Source organism: Kitasatospora sp. NE20-6 (assembly GCF_045862635.1).
In genome coordinates this window covers 75,531-100,603 of record NZ_BPRL01000044.1, presented here as the reverse complement: position 1 = coordinate 100,603, position 25,073 = coordinate 75,531, and the positions used below count along the sequence as shown (strand labels likewise).

Annotated in this window: 20 protein-coding genes, 4 tRNA genes and 2 pseudogenes; 16 read left to right on the top strand and 10 right to left on the bottom strand. The window is 71.1% G+C overall.

The features are described from left to right. Positions 1-381: 381 nt before the first annotated feature. Positions 382-933, bottom strand: coding sequence for a hypothetical protein (locus SNE206_RS27230; protein WP_407916141.1), 552 nt, complete (start codon positions 931-933; stop codon positions 382-384). A 279-nt stretch (positions 934-1,212) separates the two neighbouring features. Continuing rightward, a complete protein-coding gene (locus SNE206_RS27225; RefSeq protein WP_407916140.1) occupies positions 1,213-1,698 on the bottom strand; it encodes a hypothetical protein in 486 nt (161 codons plus the stop codon). Positions 1,699-2,209: 511 nt separating this feature from the next. On the opposite strand from SNE206_RS27225, the gene SNE206_RS27220 reads away from it, so the two are divergent. Then, positions 2,210-2,548, top strand: coding sequence for a hypothetical protein (locus SNE206_RS27220; protein ID WP_407916144.1), 339 nt, complete (start codon positions 2,210-2,212; stop codon positions 2,546-2,548). A 111-nt stretch (positions 2,549-2,659) separates the two neighbouring features. Here the strand turns inward: SNE206_RS27220 and SNE206_RS27215 are convergent. Next, positions 2,660-3,509 (bottom strand): annotated as a pseudogene (locus SNE206_RS27215) (transposase); the annotation flags it as partial. A gap of 291 nt (positions 3,510-3,800) precedes the next feature. Here SNE206_RS27215 and SNE206_RS27210 point away from each other — a divergent pair. Continuing rightward, on the top strand, positions 3,801-4,925 hold the full coding sequence (locus tag SNE206_RS27210) for a hypothetical protein (protein ID WP_407916139.1): 1,125 nt from the start codon (positions 3,801-3,803) through the stop codon (positions 4,923-4,925). Positions 4,926-5,682: 757 nt separating this feature from the next. Then, positions 5,683-5,838, top strand: a complete 156-nt coding sequence (locus SNE206_RS27205) for a hypothetical protein (protein ID WP_407916138.1) — start codon at positions 5,683-5,685, stop codon at positions 5,836-5,838. A gap of 262 nt (positions 5,839-6,100) precedes the next feature. On the opposite strand, the gene SNE206_RS27200 is transcribed toward SNE206_RS27205, so the two are convergent. Then, complete coding sequence (locus SNE206_RS27200; RefSeq protein WP_407916137.1) at positions 6,101-8,977, bottom strand: AfsR/SARP family transcriptional regulator; 2,877 nt, start codon at positions 8,975-8,977, stop codon at positions 6,101-6,103. A 586-nt stretch (positions 8,978-9,563) separates the two neighbouring features. On the opposite strand from SNE206_RS27200, the gene SNE206_RS27195 reads away from it, so the two are divergent. Then, entirely contained in the window at positions 9,564-10,526 is a 963-nt protein-coding gene (locus SNE206_RS27195) for a helix-turn-helix domain-containing protein (protein WP_407916136.1), read from the top strand. Positions 10,527-10,759: 233 nt separating this feature from the next. Here the strand turns inward: SNE206_RS27195 and SNE206_RS27190 are convergent, their stop codons facing one another. Further along, on the bottom strand, positions 10,760-11,332 hold the full coding sequence (locus SNE206_RS27190; RefSeq protein ID WP_407916135.1) for a hypothetical protein: 573 nt from the start codon (positions 11,330-11,332) through the stop codon (positions 10,760-10,762). A gap of 138 nt (positions 11,333-11,470) precedes the next feature. Here SNE206_RS27190 and SNE206_RS27185 point away from each other — a divergent pair. Further along, positions 11,471-11,903 (top strand): annotated as a pseudogene (locus tag SNE206_RS27185) (transposase); the annotation flags it as partial. Here the strand turns inward: SNE206_RS27185 and SNE206_RS27180 are convergent. Further along, positions 11,871-12,575, bottom strand: a complete 705-nt coding sequence (locus SNE206_RS27180; RefSeq protein ID WP_407916134.1) for a hypothetical protein — start codon at positions 12,573-12,575, stop codon at positions 11,871-11,873. The pseudogene SNE206_RS27185 and the gene SNE206_RS27180 overlap by 33 nt on opposite strands. 353 nt (positions 12,576-12,928) lie before the next feature. Between SNE206_RS27180 and SNE206_RS27175 the strand changes: the two genes are divergently transcribed. The 6 genes from SNE206_RS27175 to SNE206_RS27150 all read left to right on the top strand — a co-directional run bounded on the left by SNE206_RS27175 (position 12,929) and on the right by SNE206_RS27150 (position 14,554). After that, positions 12,929-12,999 (top strand) — tRNA-Gln (locus SNE206_RS27175). A 12-nt stretch (positions 13,000-13,011) separates the two neighbouring features. Then, positions 13,012-13,096 (top strand) — tRNA-Ser (locus SNE206_RS27170). 19 nt (positions 13,097-13,115) lie between these two features. Beyond that, positions 13,116-13,211: transfer RNA gene (locus tag SNE206_RS27165), tRNA-Ser, on the top strand. Position 13,212: 1 nt separating this feature from the next. Continuing rightward, positions 13,213-13,295: transfer RNA gene (locus tag SNE206_RS27160), tRNA-Tyr, on the top strand. 302 nt (positions 13,296-13,597) lie between these two features. Then, positions 13,598-13,936, top strand: coding sequence for a hypothetical protein (locus SNE206_RS27155; protein WP_407916133.1), 339 nt, complete (start codon positions 13,598-13,600; stop codon positions 13,934-13,936). A gap of 255 nt (positions 13,937-14,191) precedes the next feature. Further along, entirely contained in the window at positions 14,192-14,554 is a 363-nt protein-coding gene (locus SNE206_RS27150) for a hypothetical protein (protein ID WP_407916132.1), read from the top strand. 260 nt (positions 14,555-14,814) lie between these two features. On the opposite strand, the gene SNE206_RS27145 is transcribed toward SNE206_RS27150, so the two are convergent. The 3 genes from SNE206_RS27145 to SNE206_RS27135 form a co-directional block, all read right to left on the bottom strand. Next, entirely contained in the window at positions 14,815-15,351 is a 537-nt protein-coding gene (locus SNE206_RS27145; RefSeq protein WP_407916131.1) for a hypothetical protein, read from the bottom strand. 372 nt (positions 15,352-15,723) lie between these two features. Next, positions 15,724-17,460 (bottom strand): SulP family inorganic anion transporter, encoded by a 1,737-nt coding sequence (locus tag SNE206_RS27140; protein WP_407916130.1) that lies wholly within the window; start codon positions 17,458-17,460, stop codon positions 15,724-15,726. Positions 17,461-17,462: 2 nt separating this feature from the next. Beyond that, a complete protein-coding gene (locus SNE206_RS27135) occupies positions 17,463-19,283 on the bottom strand; it encodes an alkyl/aryl-sulfatase (protein ID WP_407916129.1) in 1,821 nt (606 codons plus the stop codon). 322 nt (positions 19,284-19,605) lie between these two features. Here SNE206_RS27135 and SNE206_RS27130 point away from each other — a divergent pair, with 322 nt between their 5' ends. From SNE206_RS27130 to SNE206_RS27110, 5 genes are all read left to right on the top strand, one after another. After that, positions 19,606-20,250, top strand: a complete 645-nt coding sequence (locus tag SNE206_RS27130; protein ID WP_407916128.1) for a 2OG-Fe(II) oxygenase — start codon at positions 19,606-19,608, stop codon at positions 20,248-20,250. Continuing rightward, positions 20,247-21,008 carry a hypothetical protein gene (locus SNE206_RS27125; RefSeq protein ID WP_407916127.1) on the top strand — a complete coding sequence of 254 codons (762 nt, stop codon included), beginning with the start codon at positions 20,247-20,249 and terminating at the stop codon, positions 21,006-21,008. Before SNE206_RS27130 ends, SNE206_RS27125 begins: the two co-directional genes overlap by 4 nt. Beyond that, positions 21,005-21,766: a hypothetical protein gene (locus tag SNE206_RS27120; protein ID WP_407916126.1), complete on the top strand. Its 762-nt coding sequence runs from the start codon at positions 21,005-21,007 to the stop codon at positions 21,764-21,766. The genes SNE206_RS27125 and SNE206_RS27120 overlap by 4 nt, the downstream gene beginning before the upstream one ends. A gap of 7 nt (positions 21,767-21,773) precedes the next feature. Continuing rightward, positions 21,774-22,661 carry a glycosyltransferase gene (locus SNE206_RS27115; RefSeq protein WP_407916125.1) on the top strand — a complete coding sequence of 296 codons (888 nt, stop codon included), beginning with the start codon at positions 21,774-21,776 and terminating at the stop codon, positions 22,659-22,661. A 419-nt stretch (positions 22,662-23,080) separates the two neighbouring features. Next, positions 23,081-23,395, top strand: a complete 315-nt coding sequence (locus tag SNE206_RS27110) for a hypothetical protein (protein WP_407916124.1) — start codon at positions 23,081-23,083, stop codon at positions 23,393-23,395. Positions 23,396-23,613: 218 nt separating this feature from the next. Here the strand turns inward: SNE206_RS27110 and SNE206_RS27105 are convergent, their stop codons facing one another. Beyond that, on the bottom strand, positions 23,614-25,044 hold the full coding sequence (locus tag SNE206_RS27105) for a serine hydrolase domain-containing protein (protein ID WP_407916123.1): 1,431 nt from the start codon (positions 25,042-25,044) through the stop codon (positions 23,614-23,616). Between the last annotated feature and the right edge of the window lie 29 nt (positions 25,045-25,073).

The following is a 25,073-nucleotide window of genomic DNA, read 5'->3' as shown; positions in this document are numbered from 1 at the left end:
CCGGAGTCCCTCCCGTCACGATCCGCGGCCGGACAGGGGCCGCAGGGTCGGGCGGGACTCGGCGTGGAGCCGCACCCGGCGGGACAGGTGCCGGTGCGGCTTCGACTCGGCCAAAGCTGCCAGAGCGCCCGCCCGCCGCCAAGGCCCCCCTGCTACGACCCGCCGTCGTAGTGGAGCCGGGCGTCCCGGGCCGGGAATACACCCCCCGGCGGTAACCCGGTGCGGTCGCGGCACCGTCCCCGCGGGCCCGCCGCACCGCCCCGCCGCACCGCCCGGCGGCCGGTCCGGCCGCCGCCCACAGGCACCCCCGCCACCCCGGACGGCCGGCGCGGTGAACACCTACGACGCGCCGTCGTAGCCGCCCCTGCCGTGTGAGCACCCTCACCGGCCCGAAGGCCCCAGTGCGGCAGTGCGTCGACGGCACACCACGGTGCGTTCCGTGACCACGGTCTCAAAACGCCCGGCAACCACCTCGCACGACCCCGCCGCCGCGTTCCAGCGGAGCCGCGTCGCCGTGCGCCCGTGGCCGTGTACGAAGGCGGGGCGCGGCGAACGCGGCCCGGGACGAGCGTGCATGGAGCGGGCGCCGATGTCAGAGCGCTGCTTCTCCCGGGCGCCGTGAGGCTCGTAGCTCGGCGTACACCGACCAGCCCTCCGCGCCCCCACCACCACGCCCACGCCGATTACCCGCCCGCGGGCGGCCAGCGCCACCAGCGAGGCGACCAGCACCGTGAGGAAGGCCGCCGGCGTGATCAGGTGGAACTTCCCCAGGACGATCAGCACCAGATAGGCCGCCCCCGCGACGGCGAGCAGCCGCCATGCGTAGTCGGAGAGGCATCGCAGCCCCGCCGACGCGACGGTGCCGCGGCTCTCCTCAAGGCCGGCCACTGCTCCCCGGAGTCCCTCGACGTGGTCCTGCGGCTGGTCGGTCACCGCATCTGCCCGGAGTGCCAGGGCTGGGGCCGGACCACGCACAACGACGACGACGGCGGGAGCACGGTGCGGCGTTGCCGGACCCGCGGCCGGTCCGGAACCATCCCCCGCCTGCCCAGCCAGTGACCCCGCCCGGAGCACAGGATCCCCGCCCGCACCCCCACCCGCTCCGGCCGCGCCCCTGCATCCGCTCACCGCGCAGGAGGCCACCCGTGGCAACCCGCCCGCCCGTGCTGACCCTTCCGCAGCCGTGCGCCTGTGTCACGCCACAGCGGCAGACTACGGCGACATCTCCGGGCAGTCGGTGTCCACCCAGGTGGCCGTCAGGTCGCGGCAGGTCACGGTGAGCGTGCCCGGACGGAACGCGATCTCGTGGGTGCATCCGTGTTCGTGCGGCAGGATCTCGTCCAGGACCACGGTTTCGAGGTTCGTCCACTCGGGACCGTCGGGAGCGTCGACGTCGAAGGCGGAGACACCCGTGTAACGGATGACCAGGTCTTCCTCGTGCTTCCAGCAGTTGTGCCGGAAGCGGAGTTCGATCTCGTTGCTCTCGTGGTTGCCCGGGCCGCCGAACCGGACGAGTTCGAGGTTCAGGTCTTTCACGCATCGTTTGCCGTGGAAGTCGTAGTGGTCCGTGTCGGCCGCGAACGAACGGGCCCCGACCGGCAGGGTCTCGACGAACGAGGGAAGCCGTTCCAGGTAGTTGATCGGGCTGATGACCCCTGTCAGCTCGCCCAGCCTCGCGTTGAGGTTGACGTACCGCATCTGCCGTTCCTTCGTCCCCCACTCACCTCGGCGGGCTGCGGTTATCGTCACACGGCATGACGTCGTGCCGCCGTTCGATTTCGCCGTGAGGCGGTCGAGATGACCGCTGCAGGATCCGTTCGTGCTCCCGCGGGCTGGGGGGAGCAGGGAGGTGTGCCCTGCGGCCGGCCGAGGACGGCGAGGTACCGCCAGGCTGTCCGCAGCGTTGACCGGTTTGCCTCCCCGGCCGCCGCCGGCATACCGCCTGGCACACCGCCAACGCGTACTACTCCTGTCTGACCCCCGCTCCGGCCCCGTCGGTGCAGCCCCGTCACCGGCGTACTCCACACCCGACTGAACGCCCGCCCCGGCTGAACAGACTCAGGACGGTGCCACCCAGGGTGCCTGGGCCCTGGGCGGTCGCTGGTTCTGCTGAGCGCCACCGGCAGGCAGGATGCTCTCGGCAGGCGCCGTGACTTCTTCCGAACCGCGGGTTGTCGGAGGTCTGGGCGATGATCGCGGGATGCTTGTGATGAGAAAAGGCGCAGTCGAGCTGGCCGTACGCCCGTCGCAGTCGGTGATCAGCGCGACGGTGGCCGACCTTCACCGGGGCGGCACCTTGATCCTGGAGCGCGTCGAGGAGGGGCCTGGCGACTGGTACGTCCAGGTCTGGATACGTGAGGACAACACGTTCCAGCTTGAACACCGGGACGGAGTGCCGGCCGAGCACTACCAGACGCGGACCGTCTCCCGTGACAGGGTGGTTGCCGCCATGCTCGGCTGGGCGAAGGGCGATCCCAGCTGGAGAGATCCCTTCATGTGGAACAACATCGGCTCGTGGTTCGAGAGCAACGGTGAGAGCGACGACTGACGCGCTCGGCCCTGCCGGCAGAAATGTTGGTGCGGACTGGTACCACTTCACGGGTGCCCCTGCGTCGGTCATGTCCGTTGGAGTGGTGGATCGACGGCCACTCGGTGATCCAGTTTCAGGTTGGGCAGTGAGCGCGGTCGGGATGGTCTCGTCGGGGGTTTCTCCCTCGATCACGTGGAGGCGGCAGCGGCCGAGGCTCTCGGCGCCGATGCAGCGGCGCTGTTCGGCCCGTTCGTCGCCCTGCTCGGCCAGGACGGCGCCGATCAGGCGGATGGCCGAGCTGCGGTCGGGGAAGATCCCGACGACGTCGGTGCGGCGACGGATCTCCTTGTTCAGCCGCTCCTGCGGGTTGTTCGACCAGATCGACTTCCGGACCGTTCCGGGGAAGGCGGCGAAGGCGAGCAGGTCCTCGCGGACCTTCCGGGTCAGCGGGTCGACCCGCACGAACGTGTAAGGGCCCTGGTCGAGGGGACGGTCACGGAACTCGGCGACCCGCTCGTCCAGGTGTTTGGCCATCTCGGACACCTGGGACTTCGAGAGCTGGGTGACGCCCAGGCTCTCGGCGAGCTTCTCCACCCGCCTGGTCGAGACGCCGAGCAGGTAACAGGTGGCGACGACGCTGACGAGGGCCTGCTCGGCCCGGCGGCGGCGCTCCAGCAGCCGGCTGTGGAAGTACGAGCCGGAGCGGACCCGCGGGATTGCCAGGTCGATCGTGCCAGCGCCGGGGGTACCCCCGGCCGAAGGCTGGGGGAGTGTCCCAGTCCCGATGACGGTATCCGTTGGGGGAGTTGACGCGGTCCTCGCCCGGGCGGCCGTACTCGCCGCCGCAGGCCCGGTCGACATCGGCGGACATCATCGCCTCCGCGAAGGTCTTCACCATCGCCCGCAACAGATCGGGACTCGCCGAGGCAGGGTTCTCCTCCAGCAGGGCGGCGAACGGCGCACTGTCAGGTGCGGTCATCGTGTCGGTCTCCTCTTCGTGACGTCAGACATCTCGAAGGATCAACCGGTGGCCGTCTCACGTTTCCAGACGACATCCGCTACCGGGACGAAACCCCTGGAACGGGTGGAACCCGTACACCACTTCCCTGGAGGCAACCACTGAGTATCCGGCGGCTGAACCTCAGACTGTCCGAGCGGTGGTGCGGATGCCCCGAGTGCCGACTCCCTCCGGACGACCCACAGATCCCTCGATGTGGGTGGCCGAGGAAATGCCATGCTCGCAGTCTCATCGGGCCACTACGCTGCCGGAATGATCCATCCGTCGCCCCGACCGCTGACCCTCGAAGCCGCCAAGGACCTCCAGGGTCTCCTCCGTGCCGAGATCGGGCCGGGTCTCAGCGAGCAGGAACTCGATGAGGTCGAGGGCCGGTTCGGCTTCCGCTTCTCGGCGGACCACCGGGTCTTCCTGTCCGCCGGACTCCCGCACGGATCGCCGAGCTGGCCGGACTGGCGCCATGGTGACCCCGAGGATCTGCGGGAGCGCCTCTCCTGGCCGGTCGAGGGTGTGCTGTTCGATGTCAAGCACAGCGGATTCTGGTACCCGGCCTGGGGCGCGAGGCCCGCCGAGACGTCGGACGCGCTACGGATCGCACGAACCGAACTGGCGACCGTCCCGCAGCTGGTCCCGGTCTACAGCCACCGCTACTTGCCCGGAACGGCAGGTGAGTGGGGTCATCCGGTGCTCTCGGTCCACCAGACCGACATCATCTATTACGGGGACGATCTCTCCGGCTACATCCAGCGTGAGTTCACCAGTCGGTCGAGTGGGCATTCCCGGGTTCGTGCGACGGTCGGCTTCTGGTCGTACATCGTCGAGGGCTGCCCCGAGACCGCGTTCGCCACGCCGCACGATCCCTACGCCACGACCCCGGCGGAGGCGATCGAGCACCTGCGGATGCTGGCGCTGGAGCGTCTGATCGGGCGCCAGGTCCACGACGACCAGTTGGTCCAGGCCGGGCTGGTGGCGCTGGTGCTCGATGTGGAGGCGCCGTCTCTACCACTGCTCGCCGGCCTGCCGCACGACGAATACGGGCAGGCCTGCGTGCTCTTCGAGCAGGTGCTCACCGAACTGGGTCTCGTCTCGGGTCTTCCCGCCGACGACACGGACCTTCCGTGGGAGTCCGCCCGCTGGGAGCTTGTCCGCTGGTGGCTCAGGCTGATCGTGAACGGAAGCATGGCACCCGCAGCCGGTGGTGGCGTGATCGCGTACGACGGTTGGGGTGTGCTGGCCCGGCCCAAGGCACTGAAGCCACTGGTCGGCCTGGTCAACGGCTGGGAGGCGAACGAGCGCAGCCCACGCAAGGAGATCGCCGACGCAATCGTCACGGAGGCCGAGCGGCTGATCGCCGGCCCATGGCCCCCGCGCACGGACTGATCCCCGATCCTGGACACGCGGTCATGTTCGAAAGGGACCGTTGCCCTCCTCCGGCACGAGCGGTTCGGGAAGGACCGGGGGCCGTTCCGCCGACGGATGCACCTCCCCTGCCCCACGCTCGCCGGAACGGGCGGTCAGCCTACCTGGCCCGGCGTCCGTGCAGTCACAGTCACAGCCTTGGGTCGGTCGTGCCCGGAGACGGTACCGACGGAGCCGGGCCGCACCTGGCACCCGGCTACGGCATCGTGGCGGCGACGCGCGGCGGTGCCGCACGGAGACCGCCAGGCCGACCGCGCACTGCACACGATCGTGCTGGTCCGCATGCGTCACGACCCGCGCACCCGCGACTACGTCGCACGACGCACCCGCGAAGGACTCAAGACGAAGGACATCTTCAGATGCCTCAAGCGCTTCGTCGCGCGAGAGGTCTACCACCACCTCACCAGCGCATTCAGTGGCACACCCGGGTCGTCTCCTACAGCTTGACGATCTATGGAAGCTTCGGAGTCAAGCTGAGACTCCCGCGGCCGGCCGGCCGGCCGGGCCGGGCCTGCCCTGGCCGGGTGATGGGCAAGTCGGGTGGGCGGTGATTCCTTGGTGAGCTGCTGACCTCGAAGGCGTACGAGGAGCCGGCCAAGCTGCTCATGGCGCTGCGCTCGCACGACGCGGCCGGCGGGGAAGGTGTCGCACGCGGAGAAGGAGCTGCGGAACGTGGCTGCGGCCGCGCAGTTCCCGGGCTTGGGAAAGACACCTGAACGTGCCGCGCAAGCACAAGGAGCCGTTGGTGCTGGACGACGGGAGCACGGTGGAGGTCGGCCTCGGGCTGTTCGTGGCCAACAGCCGCAGCAGACGCGCCGACATCCCCACCGACCGTGCCGCACAGCTCACCGAGCTCGGGATGCGCTGGAAGTAGCGGCACGGGGTGGAGCAGGCGAGGGGGTGCAGCGCGGAGTCGGCGCCGCGCCCCCTTCCGCACGGCGTGGGCCCCTGTCTGGAAGCGACTTTCGGCGCCCAGACGATTGATCATGTCCTGCATCGTTCGACGCACTGTCCGCAAGGACAGGCCCGGCTTGCGGCCGGCGGACCGGCCCGTGCGGCCATGGTCCAGCAGTGGAATGCCATCGGGGCGCTGTTGCGCCTGGATGCCCGGCCGGGCACCGAGCACGCCGCGCGCTTCACGGTGTCCGGGGGCCTGCGGGATCAGGGCTCCTGATGCTGTCCAGTCCTTTGCGGCTGTCTTGTGCGATCTTGTCGATGTTGTGTTCGCGGGCAATGGTGAGGGCTTGTTCCCAGCAGTTTCGAGCCTGGTCCAGGTTGCCGAAGTGGGCGTGGGCGCGTGCGGTGGTCTCCAGAGCGTCTGCGGCTGTGTCATGGTCTCCGATCCGTCTTGCGACCGCCAGCCCTTCGTCGAGTGCCGGGAATGCCTCCTCCGGGCGCTGGAGGGCCCTCAGGGTGTCACCCAGGTTGACGAGAGTGATCGCGATGTAGGCGAGCTGTCCTTGATCACGGAATCTGGCCAGCAGCTGCCGGTACATGGTTTCGGCTGCCGCCGCGTCCCCGGACTCCAGTCGCAGCCCGGCCATCGCGGAGAGGATCGGGGCATCGGCCTCGTCACCGTTCTCCTGCGACAGTTGGAGGGATCTTTCGAGAACGGCGAGGGCCTGTCCCGGTCGGCCCGCCTGCTGATGGGCCAACGCCAGATTGCCGAGGACTTTGGCGAGCATACGGGTGTCCCCGAGGGCTTCGAGCAGGCTCTCTGCGGCTTGGAGGTGTTCCAGGCACCCGTCGGTTCGGAAGGCCATTCCGTGGGCGGCACCCAGGTGGTTGTGCATCACGGCCTGGCCTCGCAGGTCCTGGTGCATGCGCGCGACATCGAGGGCCTCGGTCAGACATTCCACCCACTGTCCGTCCCACCAGCAGCTGTGGCCGTAGTCGAGCATCGCGCCGGCCGTCCGCCATGCAAGATCCGGCTGTGGGCACTTCGCGGCCTGTCGGATGACCGCCTTGAGGGTGGGCAGCTCGCGTGTGTACCAGGCGAGGGCCTCACCCGCATCGGCGAAGTCCGGCAGGGGGGTTCCGGTGTTCGGCTGGGGCAGGCGGGCATCCTTGAGGGCGGTGACGGCGCTGGCGTGGTGGGTGGCGGCGCAGTACCAGGTGAGCAGACGCAGGAGTGCGGCGTCGCGTTCGCCCTCGGGTTCTTCGGCGGCTGCCGTATGGGCTGCGAATTCGCCGAGCAGGTCGTGGAAGCGGTACTGGTCGTCGCCGCAGTCCTGCAGGAGATGTGCGTCGACCAGGACATCCAGGAGGTTGAGTGTCTGCTCCGGCGACACGTCGAGGAGAGCGGCGGTGGCCCCGGACGAGAGAGGATGCGCCGACCAGAGCCCCATGAGGCGGAACGCGCGGGCGGCTTCGCGTTCCAGCGGCTTGTCGCTGTTGCTGAGGGCTTGGTAGCTCATCAGGAAGACGTCGTGGACGGCCAGGTGGTCGGCGGTCAGCACCTGCAGGCGGCCGCCGGCCCGGGCGAGGCGCTCGGCGAGGGCGTTCGGCGTCATGGTGGCCCGGGTGGTCAGGCGTGCGCCGACGATTCGCAGGGCGAGGGGCAGTCCTGCGCAGGCATCGAGGATCTGTTTGGTCGCCGCAGGGTCGGAGGTCAGCCGCTCGGGACCGCAGACGGCGGCCAGGACCTGGTGCTGCTCGATCGCGTTCAGGGGCTTGAGAGCGATTCGGGCAGGGCCGGGGAGCCCTGCCAGGGTGTTCCTGGTGGTGACGACGACGGTGCAGGAGCCGTTGCCGGGCAGCAGGGGGATGATCTGCTCGGTGTCGCGGACGTTGTCGAGGATGATCAGGATGCGGCGGTCGGTGAGGGTGGTCCGGTAGAGGGCGGCCCGGTCGTCAGTGTCCTGGGGCAGGGCCTGGCCGCCGGCCCCGAGGTCGGTGAGGAAGCGGGCCAGCAGATCGTGTGCGCTTCGCGCGGCGCCCGTCCCGAAGCCCCGCAGGTCCGCGTAGAGCTGCCCGTCCGGGAAGGCGTCCCGGAGCTGGTGGGCGGCGCGGATGGCCAGGGTCGTCTTCCCGATACCGCCCATGCCGGAGATCACCACCACGCGCGGGGCCCGGTCCGTGACGGCCGGCCGCAGCAGCGCGACCAGCGTGTCCAGCTCCGTCGTGCGGGACGTGAAGTCGGCGATGTCCGCCGGGGTCTGCGCCGGAACGTTCCGGGACGGTGCCGTGGTGGTCACGGGGGGCGCGGTCGGTGGTGAGGTGTCGCCGGGTGGCTCGCTGGACACCTGGGCGGGGTCGGCGCCCTCACGCAGAAGTGCGGGGTCGGCGGTGAGGATCTGCTGGTGCAGTGCGTGCAGGGCAGGCCCGGGGTTGATGCCGAGCTCCTCGGCGAGGCGGGCGCGGAGCCGGTCGAACAGCTGGAGGGCTTCGGCCTGGCGGCCGCCCCGGTAGAGGGCGGTCATCAGCTGGGCGTGGAAGGCCTCGTGCAGGGGGTACTCGATGATCCATCGGCCGAGTTGGGTCGCCGCCTCGTAGTGGTGACCAAGGTGCAGCTGGGCGTCGAAATGCCACTCCAGTGTCTGGAGGCGGGTCTGCAGCAGGTGCTCCACCTCCGGCTCCAGGGCGCGAGGGAGCGGTAGACCGGCGAGGGGACGGCCGCGCCAGAGCGCCAACGCGGCGGCCGTTTCGGCGCTGACGGTGGGCCAGTTGTCCTGGATGTGGGCGATGCGCGCGCGGCGGACGTGGGTGGTGAAGACGTCACTGTCCAGTTCCCCGTCACCGACCTCCAGCAGGTACCCGTACGCCGTGGACCGGAGCCTGGAGCCGTCCGGTCCCAGCACCCGACGCAGGCGGGCCGCATGGTTGTGCAGCGCCGCGCTCGCGGTCCGGGGCGGGCTGTCATCCCACAGGACGGCGCTGAGCTGGTCGGTGGTCACCGCACGGTTGGGCCGTGTGAGGAGCACGGCCAGCAGCAGTCCGACCTTCGGGCCGGTGACGACCCGTCGGGTGTCGCCCGCCTCCACGGTCAGAGGTCCCAGCAGCCCGAACCGCATCCCATGCCCCCACCCCGGCCTGTCGGCCTGTCACCTACAGGTGATCCACCTGACAGTCGAATGTTAGCCAGCCGTTAGGCCGCAGGGAAAAGATCAGCACGTCAGCCCGGTCGAGGCGGCTGCGGCAGCGGGCCGCGCCCGTGGGTACCGGGCGTGGTGGCTCAAGGTCTACAGGTAGGGTGACGATGGGTAGGAAGCGCCTGTCCGCAGAGGTGCCGGCCAGGGCCACAGTTCCGGTCCTGATGCCGCGACACACGACGTTCCTGGGTTGATCTCCGGACACAGGGCCCAGGACTGTTCCAAAGTCACGGGTTGATGGCATTGATGCCGGTCAGCGCCCTGCGGCCGTCCAGCGCGATGACAGAGCCGTCAGCATTGCGGTCGTCGCAGAGGCGGGTTGACCATCAGGGCGGAGCTGCTTCATCCACCACCCCGGTCAGCGCCATCGCTGCCCGCCGGGGCTTCCCCCCGGTGCCTCCGCCTTCAACCGGGTGCTCCGCCAGGCCTGCCGGATGACTCCCCCCGAACTGCGCCACCAGGCCGGTGTTCCGACCGTGAGGTCTCTTCGTTCAGGGGATTGTGCGAGATGGTACTGATGATGTCCTCGGCCGGTATACCGGCAAAAGACAGATTCGAGTGGTTCACGGATATTGTCGCCAGCGCGCTGGCGCCCACGCAGATCAGCTGCGAGGAGCCCCGCGAGTTCAGGGCGGAAGCCTCGGCGGTGGACCTCGGCCCTGTGCAGCTTTCGGAATTCTCGTACGGGCCGCTGCGGTCACGACGCACGCCTGCGCTCATCAGGAAATCAGACCCGGAGCAGTACCAGTTGGCGCTCGTGACGGGAAGCCCCATGTGGATATCGCAGCGCCGTAACGATTCCGGACTGATCTCCGGCGACATGGTCCTCTGGGACACCTCCCATCCCTACGAGGCCGGTGCCCCTGACAGTGGCGATCCGGTCCGGGCCGTGATCCTGCAGATCCCCAAGAGTGTCATGCCGATCCGGGCCGAAAAGATCGACCGGCTACTTGCCCACCGGATACCCGGCGACACCGGTGTCGGAGCGATACTGGCACAGCTCATCTCTACCCTGAGATCCAACCTGACCGGCTGTTCCGAACACGAGCGCACCCGCCTGGGAAGAATAGCCGTCGACCTCACCTCCACATGCCTGGCCCGGAACCTGGACTCCTACGACGACCTCCCCGTCGAGTCGCGATCCGCATCCCTGATGGCCGAGATCAACGACTTCATCGACGCCAATCTGAGCGATACGGAGCTGACACCGAAAGCCATCGCGGACCACCACAACATTTCACTGAGCCGCCTGCACCTGCTGTTCCAGGGCGAAGAGGAAAGCGTCGCGGCCTCCATCCGCCGCCGCCGGCTCGAGCGCTGCCGCACCGACCTCACCAAGGCGGAGCTGCTCCACCACCCCGTCCACGCCATCGCTGCCCGCTGGGGCTTCCGCAGTGCCCCCGCCTTCAACCGGGTGTTCCGCAAGGCCTACCAGATGACCCCCACCGAACTGCGCCACCGGAAGCAATGAGCAATTTCAGAACGGCCACCGATCGGGTGACGGCTGGGCGGTCGTGGGTCGGGGAAGAACGGACAGGGCTCCCGGGCAGTTGAGTGAGACATCTGACGTCTCAAGTCTTGTGCCGGGTAGCCCTGGTGGTCACCTGTCCTGCCGCACCGGACCTGCCGAGGCCGATCCGCCGGCGCACCCGCCGGCGCGCGCCTGTCCGACGCGAATTGTCGTACAGGGCTTGGCAGTACCCGTCAGGGCGCGGAGCCCGCCGCCCCGGCCGGGCCGGAACCCCGGACCCAACGCGGAGGCCAGGTCATGTTCCGGGACACGGCGACGCCCGGGATCCCGAGCGTGGCCCGGGCGCACCGGTGGAACTCGTTGCGCGCCCGCCGGTAGGTGGCGAAGGCCGCGGCCCACTCGTCCGGATCTCCCGGCGCCCGGCCACTGCTCATCGAACTCAGGTGCCACACGGAGTGGTTGAGTGCCGTGACGGCCGTCATCGTGTCGGTGTCGGTGAGCAGCCGGACGGTCTCCACCATGGCGATCCGCCGGTCCTCCGCGTCGTCGAGCAGGGCCAGGTTCTGCGCGGTGGGCTCCAGCGGCGTGCCGTGCGGCGTCAAACCACGGTGGCCGGCCAACCGGTTGGCGATGGCCACGATGTTCTTGATGGAACCGGCGTAATCGGAGTACGCGGCCAGCCGCCGTTCGTCCCAGCGCACGTCGAGCTGCCGACGCCAACGAGCCCGCTCCGACAGGGCGGTGATCATGTACGAGGCACCCGCGCCGACCACCACTCCGACCAGCGCGACGATTTCGGCCGCCATGTCCCCAGCTCCCTCCGCTCCCCCGCGCGGCGGATCGACCGCACCCACCGAGGGTGCCACGACGGAGCTCGGCCGGACAGCTCCTGGGTTCTGTCCGGCGGATCATGTGATCGCCTCGCGCGGACCGTTGTGCCGGTCGTGGGACGGGGTGATCTTACGAACGACGAGCGGGTGCAACCGGCACCACATCTGCCGGAGGCCGGGCGCCGGGGCGGACGTGGGGCTGATCACCGGACGGTGATCAACGGGATCCTGTTCCGGGTCCGTACGGGCATCCCGTGGCGGGACCTGCCGGAGCGGTTCGGTAGATGATGGAAAACTCCACCCCGTGCCGGGCCCACCAGCACGCTGCCGGTGCACCGTGCAGAACGCCCCGGATCCCAGAGCGTAGATCAACGCCCCGGCAGCACCGCTCCGACGAAGGACTCGATCGGTCCCGGGGCGTCTGACCTCCAAGACCCGCTTTGCCGGGGAAGGCGGCCGCCGTCCGCTGGCCATGCTGATCACGCCCGGCCCGTCACCGGACCGTCCCGCTGTGTCAGTCGCGGATCTGGTGCTCCACCCGGTGCCGCAGGTAGTCGTCCGGATGCGACCGGGCGATGGCCACCGCCTCTCCCACCAGGTGCTGCAGTTCCGGAGGATAGGCGGACAGCCGGAGCGGCAGGACGGGGAGGATGCAGCGGCGGACCTCCAGGTGCTCGTTGCCCACGAACTCCTGCAGCGCCGCCTCGCGCCACTCGCGTACGGCCACGGAACCGTCGTCCACTTCCGCCCCGGCCCCGCCCGGCCCCGCCGGTCCACGGCGGGGGTGGTCGAGCGGCAGAGCCGTCCAGTACCAGGCCCTCGCTGCGCCCGCCCGCTCCGTGTCCGTGCCCGTCCGCAGGTGGTCGATCAGCCGAAAGCGCACCCGCCGGCGTCCGAACGCGTTCAGGGCTGCCTCGACGAACCACCGGTTGAAACTCGGGTTCGGGTCGTGCACGGCCGCGCGTATCAGCACCTCGAAGGACGCCTCGGGGAAGGCCGTTGCGTCCTGCTCGCAGGCCTCGCGCAGGGCCGCCCGGACGCGGTGGCCCCACCTGCGGTCGTCGGAGCCCGGCACACGTACGACATCAAGGCCCAGTACCCGGACCACATCCGTCAGGCACCGGTGGAAGGGGTCGCTGTCTGCCGTCTCCGGCACCGGCAGCGCCATGAAGACGGGCGTGCCACCCGTCTCCTTCCCGTCCATTCCGTTCTCGTCCACGGCCACTCGTTCCTTCCCCTGACTCCCCGGCCCGCCAGCGTAGTCCGGGAGAATGCGGACGGTCCGGCGCACCCACCGACTGCCGCCGGCCGCCGTGCGGCCCGCAGCTGCCGGGGCGGGCCCGAAAACGGGTTGTCCCTGCTGTCGGGAGTCGGCACGATGAACCCATCGCGCCACACAGACCCAGGAAGGAGCGCGACGTGAACGCCAACGCCTGTGTCCGGTCGTATCAGCGCTCCTCAAGTTCCCCCAGCAGCGGGACGTCCTCGTAGTGCGCTGACCGGCCTTGTTGCCGGGCCGCCCGGGGAACGTGTCCCCGCCCGGGCGGCCCTTCTGTTGTTGCCGTCCTCTCGTGCCGGATGGTGCAACGGCAGCACACCTGATTCTGGATCAGGTGATCGGGGTTCGAATCCTCGTCCGGCAGCGCAGTACGCCTGGAGAGTTGGCCGAGTGGTAAGGCAGCGGCTTGCTAAGCCGTCGTCGGGGTCGCACCCGCGCGCGTTCGATCCGCGCACTCTCCGCGTAGCACGGCACAGTCATGGAGGAGCCAGCCGACAGGCGGCGCCGGCCTCGGTCCTGAAAACCGTTGGGGTGCGATGAGCACCCGTGTGGGTTCGACCCCCACCTCCTCCGCCAAGGGCGAGCTGGGCATGGGAGAGCCCAGGGGCCTGTAAAGCCCCCGCTTCGGCTGTGGCGGTTCGACTCCGTCCTCGCCCACCACCATCAGCCCCGACGGGCCGGCCGCCGGGGTCTTCGCGGGGTTGTCCGTACAGGCCGGTGCCCTTGCGGGAGGCGCCCGCGCCCGCCGTGGGAGACGCCTCCCGGGCGATTTCCGGCCTCGGTCGGCCGCTTCGTCGGAGGGCCGCGTGGGGTGGTCGGCAAGATCACCGGCAGGCGGTGCCGGGGCCGTCGGGAGTGAGCGCGGGGATGCGCCGGTGAGTTGATGGACGAGGAAGCCGGAAGAGGAACGGGCACGGTGGGTGCTCGACCCGCTGGTGGGGGTGGGGCCGTTGCGATTCGGGATGAGCACGCATCAGGTGGCTGCCGCGCTGGACGGTGAGGCGCCGGCCGCCCACTACTGGTACCCGGAAGGCCTCCCCGCCCTGGCGGCCGTGACCGTTCACGGGCGCACCGGCCCCCAGGCCGACCTGGGCGGTGTCCGGCTGACCGGTAGGCCGGTCTCCGAGGTCGACACGGAGGTGATCCGGTACACCGAGGACCACGGCCTCGGCTGGATGGTCTCCGGCGACGGTGGTCCGGGGCCGGAGGAGTACAACATGTACGTGCGGGCTACCAGGGCGGGGGACACCGTCGTCAGCGGGGCCCGCTTCTCCGCACCGGACCGGGAGGACCGCGGCTGACGCCACAGGACGGCTCGATCTCCTCGACGTGAGCATCTTTCGGTCAACAACCGTGCTGACACTGCTGCTCGTTCGCCCGACGGATGCCGCGGGCCGGAGGACGTCGCCGTGGCTGGCGATGAGGCCGAACGCCCCGGGGCACGGGGCGCGGGGGCACGACCGCATCCCGGGACCGCCTGACCGTCCGTCCGCCGGTGGAGGAGGAGTTGGCCTGTTCACGACCCGGGACACTGTGCGATGCGGCATGATCCCAGCGTGAGCGAGTGGTGGATGAGGCGCAGGGACGGTCTGCTGGCACAACTGGCATCCCTGCTGACGTACTTCGGCGCGGACCCCGTGGACGACCCCGGCATCGGCGAACTCGCCCGCACCGCGGTCACCCTCGCGGGGGAGTACCGGGACAGCGACCGGGGCCCGACGATCCGCCGTGCCGGCGTCCTCCTCCAGGAAGCCGCCACCGAACTGCACACGGCCGACCGCTTCCGCGGCACCCTCCTGCCCCTGGTCAGCCGCCACCTGCGCCACGCCGCGGCCCTCCTGCGGCAGGCCCGCTCCTGCCTGGAAGCGGCAGCCGACCCGGCCGCCGGGGAGCGCCCGCACACCGGGGCGGTCCGGTAGAAGGCGTACGGGGTACCCGCGCCTGCGCCGTCCCACCGGCAACGTCCTCCCGCGTCGGCCGCCGGTGCCCAAGAACCTCGTTCGCCCTGCACCGGACCCGTTCCCAGCACTGCCGGACGCTCCACCGCCGGATCTTCTCCGCGGCCAGCCGGAGCGTGCTCTGCCCTGGAATCGGCACCGTAGGGCTTCCCGGCCGGCGCCGCCGGGCCCGGGCGGTGCCCCGTACCGTCCGCCTGGCGGGCCGTCAGGGTGTCAGGGTGTCAGGCGGTGGTGTCGCCTGTGATCCCTGCCAGTTCGTCGGCGGATTCGGGGGTGAGGCGGTAGAAGCCCTGGAGGCTGATCGAGTGTTCGAGGCGGCCGTCCGTCACGTGCTTGAGCTGGCGGGTGCGGCCCCGGCGGTTGCGCCAGGTGAGCTGGGCGAGGAGGTCGCCGGGGATGGGCTGGTCGAAGCGTACGGGTGTGGCCTCGACGTGTACGGCCTGCGCGCCGCAGCCGCCGGCGCCGAGCATCGACCAGTCGCCGTGCCCGGGGAAGGCGGGCTGGTCCCAGTTCGTGGGGGCGGTGCCGCAGCACGCGCCCCGCTCCAGGTCGGTGATCCGCATCCGGCTCACCACGTGGACGACGCCCCGGTCGACGTGCACCGCGTACACGTCGTCCCCGGCCCGGGCGCCGGACCAGGTGGGCAGGGAGGTGTGCACGCCGCTGAAGGCGACCGGCGGCCGCCGGTCGGTGCGGCCGGCGCGGCGCAGGGCGCGGCATACGTCATGGGTCCACAGGACGGTGAAGGCATCAGGCACACCGTGATCGTAGGAACGGGCACCGACAATCCCGGCGCGTAGCTGTCCGGGCCGCTCGGGGGCGTGGCCTGCTCGCGCTGGCAGCGGAGCAGGATCGGGTTCTTGGGCCGGTCCGGCGCCGGTGTTCGTGGTGTGGCTGCTGTGGTCGTTGCCGGTGGCCTGGTCCTGGGCTGTACCGCCTGTGCGGGGGCGGGCGGAGACCGGGCCGCGATCAGTGAGCAGGACCTGGTGGGTGACTGGGCGAACGCCCGGGGCGCCACCGTGCACCTGGCGGCGGACCGCACGCTCACGGCCGGGCACTTCGACCGTGGGCTGCACCATCATCTGCTGGCGGCGCCTCAAGAAGGCCACGACGCGATCGGGTCCGGATCTCTAGGGAAGATCTTCCGGCCCTGTACGAGGGGCAGTTGCGCTGATCCAGGTGCGTGCCTTCTCCATGGCATGGTCGAGGGGGGCGAGGAGGGCGGGTTCGGTGGGGACGATGCCGTCGTCGCCGAGGACCGAGGCGAGGCCGGTGCGGTGGAGGAGGGCGGCGAGGGGTGGTTGGACGCCGGCGAGGACGAGGCGTCCGCCGTGGGCGTGCAGGGTGGTGGCGTAGCGGCGCAGGAGTTTGAGCATGGCGGAGGAGGGGACGTCGGGGGCGGTGCGCATGACCAGGACGAGGACCGCGTTGCGGGCTCCTTCGACGCGGGGGAGGCGGGTCTCCAGGCGGGGCAGTTCGGCGAAGAGGTTGGTGCCCTCGTAGGCGAGGACGGTGACCTGGCCCGGGGGCAGTACGGGGGGCGGGGGCGCGCCGGTGGTGGCCCAGACGCCGTCGGGGCGGCGTTCCAGGGCGACCAGTTCGGCCTGGCGGGCGGCCTGGACGCAGTAGAGCAGCAGGGACAGCACCGCGCCGATGACGATGGCCTGCTGGAGCGGGAGTTGGGTGGTGGCGGCGAAGGTGATCGCCATGGCGGCGGTGGAGAGCTTCGAGGTGTGCCGGACCAGGGCGATGTCGGCGCGCTTGCCCCAGATGAGCTCGCCGCCGATGATCAGGATCAGGCCGCCGATGACCGGAATCGGGATGCGTTCGGCCAGCTTGCCGGCGACCAGGACGACCAGGGCCAGGAACACCCCGGAGATCACCCCGGCCCAGCGGGTCTTCGCGCCGGCGCTGGCGGCGACGCCGGTGCGGGAGAGCGAGCCGCCGGCGGGCAGGGCCTGGAAGAGGCCGCCGCCGAGGTTGGCCAGGCCCTGGGCGGCGAAGTCGCCGTTGACGCTGGAGCGGCTTCCGTCCGGGTTGGGCATGGACGGCGCCACCCCGGCGGCCTGGGCCAGGGCGACCAGGGCGACCGAGAGTGCGCCGCCGACCAGGTGGGGCATCGCGCCCCAGTCCGGCAAGGACAGGCCTGGCAGCGCGGCGGGGATGCGGGCGATGCCGCGCACCAGTTCCACGTCCGTGCCCAGGACCGCGACCGCGGCGCTGACCAGCACCATGGCCACCAGCAGCGCCACCGGCTCCAGTCGGCGCATGGTGCGGGCCAGGGCCCACACGGCGATGGTCGCGGTGGCGACCAGGGTGGGGGCGAGCTGCCAGTGGCCGACGCCGGCGAGCCAGTTCCCCAGCTGCAGCAGCTTGTTGTGGCCGGGCGGCTTGTAGCCGGTGGCGTCGCCGAGCACCCCGGTGACGATCTGCAGGGCGATGCCGGTGGAGAAGCCGGTCATCACCGCGTTGGAGACGAAGCTCAGCACCACGCCGAGGCGCAGCGCGCCCATGAGCAGCATGACCGTGCCCACCAGGACGGTGAGCGCGGCGACCGTGCCGTCCGTGTGCGGATCCAGGCCCGCGTCGGCGATGACGCTCTGCCCGGTCAGCGCGATGGCGCTGGTCAGGGTGGTCACCATGAGTACCGTCGGCGCGGTCAGCGACCCCAGGACCGGCGGCACCACCCCGGCGTACAGGCCTGCCACCGGGTTGAACCCGGCGATGGAGGCGTACGCCATGCCCTCGGGGATGCTGAACAGCCCGGTCACCGTCCCCGCCGTGACATCGGCGCCGGTGGGGCGGCCCCAGCGGATCTGCGCCGCTGCCGCGCGGAGACGTGCCGCCGGGCCTGCTGCCCTCGCCACCGTCAGGGGGTGACGATGGCGAAGGACTTGTCGGGCGTGGTGACGTAGGAGAGGAGGCGGCCGAGCACCGCGGGGTCACCCTCGTGCCGGATGCCGTCCAGGCCGCTGCCCGCGAGCAGTCCCAGGAGCTGCGGTTTGGTGAGCGTCAGCGTCAGGTCCACCGGGGCCTCGACGGTGGTGGCGCGGTGGGTCAGGGCGCCGTTGCGCAGGGTCAGGCGGTGGCGGTGCCCCTCGTCGGTCAGGTCGAGGTCGAGGGTCAGCGCGTCGTCCCACGCTTCGGGGCCGTCGATGCGCACCGCGAGGGAGTCGAGCAGCATGTCGGTGGTCAGTGCCATGGCCATGCCGCCGCTGGTGTCCAGTTCGATGGTGCCCGGGCCCTGGCGCAGTTCCACCGCTGCCATCAGGTAGAAGTTGCGCCACGGCCCGTTCTCGCAGCCGTGGCCCAACCGCTCGTAGACCCCGGCCAGTTCCTCCCTGGCCTCCCTGGCCTCCTGGTGCTGCGGGGCGGCGAAGACCAGGTGGTTCAGCAAGGTGGCCGCGAAGCGCAGGTCGTCCTCGGCGGCGTAGGCGCGGGCCTTGACCAGGGCCGCCTCGGGGCCGCCGGCCAGGTCCACGTAGCGCTTGGCCAGCTCCACCGGCGGGTGTTCCCACAGGTGGGCGGGGTTGCCGTCGAACCAGCCGAGGTAGCGCTGGTAGATGGCCTTGGTGTTGTGGCTGAGCGAGCCGTAGTAGCCGCGCGCGTGCCAGGCCTGCTCCAGCGCGGGCGGCAGCTGCATCTCCTCGGCCAGTTCGGGGCCGGTGAGCCCGGAGTTGAGCATCCGCAGTGTCTGGTCGTGCATGTAGGCGTACAGGTCGCGCTGCTGGGTGAGCATCTCGACCACGTTCTCGCGGCCCCAGGTGGGCCAGTGGTGCGAGGCGAAGGCCACGTCGTAGCTGTCGCCGAAGAAGTCGACGGCCTCGTCCAGGTAGCGCGACCAGATGCGGGAGTCGCGTACCACCGCCCCGCGCAGGGTCAGGATGTTGTGCATGTTGTGGGTGGCGTTCTCCGCCAGGCACAGTGCGCGCCGCTGCGGGAAGGAGAAGTTCATCTCCGCCGGGGCCTCCGTGCCGGGGGTGAGCTGGAAGACGATGCGCACACCGTCCACCGTCTCCTCCTGGCCGGTGCGGGTGACGTCCACGGTCGGCGGGATCAGCGAGACGGTGCCGGTGGAGGTGGTCATCCCCAGCCCGGCGCTGACCTGGCCCTGCGGCGACTTGGGCAGCCGGTCGCCGTACATGAACATGGCCCGGCGGGTCATCGCGTTGCCGGCATAGACGTTCTCGCTGACCGCGTGCTCCAGGAACCCGGCCGGTGCGATCACCGGCACGCCCCCCTCCTCGCCTTCGGCCAGCACACCGCGGGCCCCGCCGAAGTGGTCGCCGTGCGAGTGCGTGTAGACCAGACCGGTGACCGGCCGCTCGCCGCGGTGCTCGCGGTAGAGCGCCAGCGCGGCGGCAGCGCACTCGGTGGAGATCAGCGGATCGATGACGATCACCCCGCGCTCGCCCTCCACCAGCGTCATGTTCGACAGGTCCAGCCCCCGGACCTGGTAGATCCCCTCCGTCACCTCGTACAGGCCCTGCTTCGCACACAGCTGTGCCTGCCGCCACAGGCTCGGGTTGACGGTGTCAGGGCACTCGCCCTTGAGGTAGTCGTAGGCGTCGTTGTCCCACACCACCCGCCCGTCAGCGGCCCTGACCACCGCGGGTACCAGCGCCCCCAGGAACCCTCGGTCCGCGCTCTCGAAGTCGGTCGTGTCCTCGAACGAGGGCAGCAGACTCACGCGTCTCTCCGCTCAGCAGCAACCGGGTACGTCTTTCCTGGCAGTCTGTGGCACATACGCCGAAGGCGCATGACGAGGCACCCGCGGGCACCGGCATCCGCCCGGTCGCGGTGGTCCTGGCTCCGCCCGGGCTCACCGAGCGCCACGACAGCTCCACGACTGAGCTCACTGCTCATCCATGGGCCCGGAGGGGCCGTGACCGAATGCCGGGGCACGGCGCACCCCGGGTGATCACCTTCCGTGATTCCGGCTCCACCATCGGTTACCGTGTCGGCGGGCTCCTCGTTCACGCGCCGCAGGACCGACCGAGAGTGGGTGAAGCATGCGGACTGGCATTCCCCGCCGTCAGGAGCACGCCGGGACGCAGCCGAGAATCTGGCGCAACGCACTGTCACCGCAGGACTGCCGCGCCGTCGTCGAGGCCATGGCCGGCTCCACCGCCGTCACCGGCCCGGTGCTGCGCCGCAGCACGGACGTGGTCGACCTGAGCATGCGCAGTTGCTCGGAGCACCTGCTGGCGCCGGACCGGACCGGTCCCGTCATCGCCGCCATGCGGGAGGTCGCACGGAAGGCGCTCGCGGACGGACGATGGCCACGGCTCTCGCTGGACGGCCCGAAGTTCTGCAGCTACGCCCCGGGCGGTCTCTTCCGCGCCCACCGGGACAGCTCCGACGACCCGCTGGATCCGGCCGTCGTACGCCGTCGCAGGCTGTCGATCGTCTGCCTGCTGAACGACTCGACGCCGCGGGACGGCCTCCCGTCCTTCGACGGCGGGGCGCTGGTCGTCCACGTTCCACGTCCCGACGGCACCGTGGAGCCCGAGAACATCCGGCTGGAGGCCGGCTCCGCCGTGACCTTCCGCTCCGATCTGCTGCACGAGGTCCGCCCGGTGCGCACCGGCGTGCGGTACTCGGCGGTGGCGTGGCTCCACGACGTGGACGACAGCAGCAGCGAGGAGCAGCGATGAACAACCTCCACGGCGAGCCGAACGACCGCCTGGAACTGCGGATCACCACCGACCTCCTCGGCGAGTACCGGCCGGAGCTGGCCCTCTTCCTGAGGCAGCGCGGCCTCGGGCACCTGCTCGACGAGGTCCTCGTCCCGCTCACGGCGAGAGCCCGTACCAGGGCCGTCGTGGCTTTCGACGAGCGTCCCTGGCCACCGTCGGGCATCGGCGCGAGGACCCTGCGCGGCGTGGCGGTGGCGGTGGTCGGCGACAACGGGCAGGCGCTGCTCACCCCGTCGTTCCTCTCCGTGCGGGACACCACCAACGTGGGGCTGGCGGCGGCGATGACGAAGTTCCTGTTCGAGGACCTGACGGGCGCGGGCGTGGACTGGGTGTCCCTGTTCGTCAACGAGCGGTCCGCGGTCGTCTCCGGCGAGCTCGCCGACATCGGCTTCGTGCCCCGGCAGGCCCAGATCCTGACCGACGGGACCGAGTTCAAGGCCCACGCGGCGAGCCCGGCGGCGGCGCTGAAGGAACTCGGGCTGGACACCGTCCGCCTCGGTGACGTCCTGGCCCTCGATCTCGACCGGGCCCGGATCTCCCGGCTCACGGGGTTCCACCTCGCGCTCGCGGCGGGGATCGCACCGCACTGGGCCGGCGACACGCGGTGGGCCGAGGTGTTCCCCGGGTTCGACGAACTCCTCATGACGCTGCCGCCCGGCGGCATCACGGGCACTCCCGGACCCGCGATCGACCTCGGGGGCGAGCCCGCCGCGTGACCCCGGTCCTCGACGTCTTCATCCGGTCCTACCACCGCGACCGGCAGTGGCTGGACCTTGCACTGCGGTCCATCGCCCTGTTCGCGTCCGGCCACCGCCGGGTCGTCGTGGTCGTGCCGCGGTCGAGTCTCGGACGCATGGAGCCGTCGGCGATCGAGTCGGCGGGCGTCCGTCTGCACACGTGCCGCGACTACGCCGACGACTACCTCGGCCAGCAGATCACCAAGCTGAACGCGGACCGCTACACGGACGCGGACATGATCCTGCACCTCGACTCGGACCAGGTCTTCACGGCGCCGTGCGAGCTGACGGCCCGCCTGTTCGACCACGGCCGGCCGCGGATGGCCTTCGAACCGGACGGCACCAGGCCGGAGTCGGACGGCTGGCGGCGCTGTCCGACCGCCTTCTACGGCGAACCGGTCCGGCCGGACCTGACCGCACCCCCGCCCCTGGTGGTTCCCCGGCACGTCCACGCGGGGGTCCGCGCCCACTGCCGGGACGCGCACGGCCGGACGATCAGCAGCTACGCGCACGCCGCCGGGTTCGGCGGGTTCTGCGAATTCGCGCTGCTGCGCGGCTTCGCCCTGAGCCGGGAACCGGAGCGGTACTCCTGGGTGGACACCGCCCGGCACGGCCGCCTGTTGCCGGAGTGCCGGAACTTCTGGAGCCGCTCCGTGACGCCCGCCTCGGTGGCCGCCGGCCTGCCGCCGGAACTGACCGCCGCCGGCCCGCAGCCCGTGCCTCCGGCGGAGCGCTGACGCCGGCATGCGTTCCTCGGTCCCCGTCTCCGTCGTCGTCTCCGCCTACCAGGAGGGCGACCGCGTCGCCGAGACCGTCCGGTCGGTGGCGAGCGCGTCCGTGCGGCCGCGGCAGCTCGTCCTCGTCGACGACGGGAGCACGGACGGCAGCTGCGTACGGGACTGGCCGCCGTGGGTGCGGACCCTGCGCGGAGACCACACCGGTGTGGCCGGCGCCCGCAACCGCGGCGCACGGGCCGCGGACCAGCCGGTCCTCGTCTTCCTCGACGCCCACTGCGCCGTGGACGACGGCTGGCTGACCCCGCTCCTGGCCGCGCTGGACCACGCGCCCGACGCGCTGGTCGGGCCCGCGGTGCGGGACGCCTCCGACAGCCGGTTCGTGGGCTGCGGGGCCGAACTCGTCGACCCCCTGCTGGCCTACCGCTGGCACCCGGTGGCCGGACCCGGACCCGTCGAGGTCGGGCTCCTCCCGGGCGGCTGCCTGGCGGTCGCCCGCGACCGCTTCCTCGCCGCAGGGGGCTTCGGGGGCTTCGGAGCCTTCAGCGGGTTCGGGCTGGAGGACGTGGAACTGGCACTGCGCTGGTGGCGTGCAGGGCGCCCGTCGCTCGGCGTCCCCGGTTCCGTCATCACCCATCGCTTCCGGACGCTCCCGCCGTACCGGCCCGAGCAGCAGCCGTGGCTCGAGAACATCCTGCGCACCGGGCTCCTGCACCTGCCGGGTCCGCAGCTGCGGGCCTCCGTCCTGGCCTGCGCACGCTTCTCCACCTTTCCCGGAGCGATCGCCACCGTCCTGGCCGAGCCCTGGGTGGCGGCCCAGCAGCGGCTCCTCGCCACCGAGCTGCGGCCGACCGCCGACTTCCTCGACCGGTGGGCCCCCGGGGCCTTCCCCTGCTGAGGCCGTTCTGCCGACCCGGCTGACGAAGGCCGCGCCGCCACCGGCCTCGGCGATGCGTCCGTGGGGTCGCTGCCGCCCTCGCGCCGAGCGGCGCATCGGGGGCGGTCGGCATCCGCGCACTTCGGTTCGGCCGCGCCTCGCACCCGACGATCACCGCCGCTCGACGTGATGGACAGTCACCCCGGCCGCCGTGATCGACGCGTGGGCCGCGCTCTCCCCGCCGGCCCGGTGCGCGCGTGCCGAGCCGGCCGGTCCCGAACGCGGACCCGCACACACGCCGCGCCCGGCCTTCGTCTCCTGGCCTGGTGAAACCCGGGCGACAGGCCGATCCGGGCCTGTTTATGATCACCCGGCCGATGGTGTTGCCGGACAGTGGTGGCCGCACGGCGCAGCCTGAGGGAGCGGGACAAATCGCCGGCATGGCACAGTTCCTCCCCACCCGTACGACCGTCCTCGGCCACCCGGCCGTCGAGTACGTCGACCACACGACGGTCCTCCGCACCGGCGGGAACGGGAAGGTCACCACCGGCGGCGCACTCGTGCGCCATGTGATGGTCGCCCAGGACCCGGCAGCCCCGGGCGGCCCGAGTCTCGATGTTGCCGTCTTCCGTCAGGACGCCGGATCCCCGGACATGTCCGCGGTCCGGCGCCTGGCAGAGACCCTCTTCCCCACCCTCGCCGGCTGGAGCGCCGCGCGACAGCCGCCGGGTGCCCGGCCCTTCCCGCACTCCTGATCGGGGGATTCGGCCCCGGAAGAATGATGTCGATCATGGAGAGCGCGGGGAAGAAGCCGCGTCCTCGCCGCTCTGTCACTGTCCCGGCCCGCTCACCCCTCTGGCGCGCCGGGCCGCGCTGCGCCGCTCCCGCGGTCCCGGCCACTGCCCTGAAGTCCGTGTCCTGCCTCGTCCGGCTCCTCGTCGGGGCCTGGCGAGGTCCTGCTCCCGGACATCTCCTACGCGACGTCAGGTCGTGTCATGAGGGGCGATCGCACGTGCAACTCCAGGCTGGGGCCGGTCAGGGGCAGTGTGCTCCACGTCGCCGTCGCGGTCCTGGTGCCGGCGTCGACGACCAGCCTGACCCGGTGCGGGGTGGTGATGACGTAGAGGTCGGCGACGAACACGCTGCCCTGCCAGGCTCCGGCCGCGACGACCGGCCGGCCGAGCGGGGAGCTTTCCCGCCATGCGCCGTGGCCGACCTCGACGTCGAGGAGCGGCCCGAGCCGTACGAGCCACCCGCCGTCGGTGGGACCGACGACGACCGTCGTTCCGTCGGGCAGAGCCGAGGCCTCTGCGGAGGCGTCCAGTCTCGCGTCGACCGAACGCTCCGGATCGGCCGCACCCGGCACCGGCGGCAGTGACAGCCGCTGCAGCCGATCGGCGAGGATCCCGTCGTCCTGGGCGCTTCCCGCCCGGCCCACGCCGGGCAGCAGGCACTCCCACATGGCGTCGAGCACCTCCTGGGCGTCCCCCTGGGCGGTCACGGCGACCACGAGGTCGTGCGACGGGACCACCACGCACTGCTGTCCGAAGGAACCGTGACCGTGGTATCCGTGACGCGACCTCCAGAACTGGTAGCCGTACCCGCAGGAGAAGTCGGCGTCGTCCGATCCGTCGTCCTTGAACGGCAGGCAGTCGATGTGCCGTCCGGTCGCGAGTTCCACCCACTCGCGCGGGACGAGCTGCCGGTCGCCCCGGCGGCCTCCGCGCAGCAGCAGTTCACCGAAGGCGGCGACGGCCTCGGTCGTGAGGTGCAGTCCGTGGAACCCGAAGGCGGCACCGCTCTTCACCCGGTCCCATTCGGCGTGGTCGACGCCCATCGGCTTGAAGATGCGTTCGTCGAGGAACTCCGGGAGACCGCGGCCCGTGACCCGTTCCACCATGCGAGCCAGGATGTAGGTGGTCGAGTTGTCGTAGGTGTGCCGCGTTCCCTCGGCCGCGGCGAAGGGCAGGCGCAGGAAGCCCTTCACCAGGTCGTCGGGCTCCAGTTCCCAGGCCTCGGCGAGGCTGTCCGCGGGGTGCCCGGCCGTCATGGACAGCAGGTGGTGGACGGTGATGCGGCCGCCTTGCTCCGAGACGTCGGCCGGGACGTGGTCGGGCAGGACGTCCACCACCCGATCGCCCAGCGAGAGCAGCCCGTCGGCGATCGCCAGCCCCACGGCGATCGACGTGAACGACTTGGTCAACGAGTAGAGAAGGTGCGGACGGTCGGCGGAGTAGGGCGCCCACCAGCCTTCGGCCACGACGCGGCCCCGGTGCACGACCATGATGGAGTGACACTCGACGGACCGTGCTTCGAGACGGTCCAGCAGTGCGGTGATCGAACGGGACGAGATCCCCGAGGCGGCCGGTGCCGAACGTGGCAGCAGGGTGTGCTGAGAAGACATTCCGACTTCCTGACAGATTCACGTGCCCC

Bases quoted from the DNA above. Each gene is read 5' to 3' on its own strand.
- SNE206_RS27130 (WP_407916128.1), top strand. From the start codon at position 19,606: ATGCGGACTGGCATTCCCCGCCGTCAGGAGCACGCCGGGACGCAGCCG.
- SNE206_RS27200 (WP_407916137.1), bottom strand. From the start codon at position 8,977: ATGCGGTTCGGGCTGCTGGGACCTCTGACCGTGGAGGCGGGCGACACC.
- SNE206_RS27225 (WP_407916140.1), bottom strand. From the start codon at position 1,698: ATGCGGTACGTCAACCTCAACGCGAGGCTGGGCGAGCTGACAGGGGTC.
- SNE206_RS27155 (WP_407916133.1), top strand. From the start codon at position 13,598: ATGAGCACGCATCAGGTGGCTGCCGCGCTGGACGGTGAGGCGCCGGCC.
- SNE206_RS27115 (WP_407916125.1), top strand. From the start codon at position 21,774: ATGCGTTCCTCGGTCCCCGTCTCCGTCGTCGTCTCCGCCTACCAGGAG.
- SNE206_RS27210 (WP_407916139.1), top strand. From the start codon at position 3,801: ATGATCCATCCGTCGCCCCGACCGCTGACCCTCGAAGCCGCCAAGGAC.
- SNE206_RS27190 (WP_407916135.1), bottom strand. From the start codon at position 11,332: ATGGCGGCCGAAATCGTCGCGCTGGTCGGAGTGGTGGTCGGCGCGGGT.
- SNE206_RS27110 (WP_407916124.1), top strand. From the start codon at position 23,081: ATGGCACAGTTCCTCCCCACCCGTACGACCGTCCTCGGCCACCCGGCC.
- SNE206_RS27125 (WP_407916127.1), top strand. From the start codon at position 20,247: ATGAACAACCTCCACGGCGAGCCGAACGACCGCCTGGAACTGCGGATC.
- SNE206_RS27220 (WP_407916144.1), top strand. From the start codon at position 2,210: ATGAGAAAAGGCGCAGTCGAGCTGGCCGTACGCCCGTCGCAGTCGGTG.
- SNE206_RS27105 (WP_407916123.1), bottom strand. From the start codon at position 25,044: ATGTCTTCTCAGCACACCCTGCTGCCACGTTCGGCACCGGCCGCCTCG.
- SNE206_RS27195 (WP_407916136.1), top strand. From the start codon at position 9,564: ATGGTACTGATGATGTCCTCGGCCGGTATACCGGCAAAAGACAGATTC.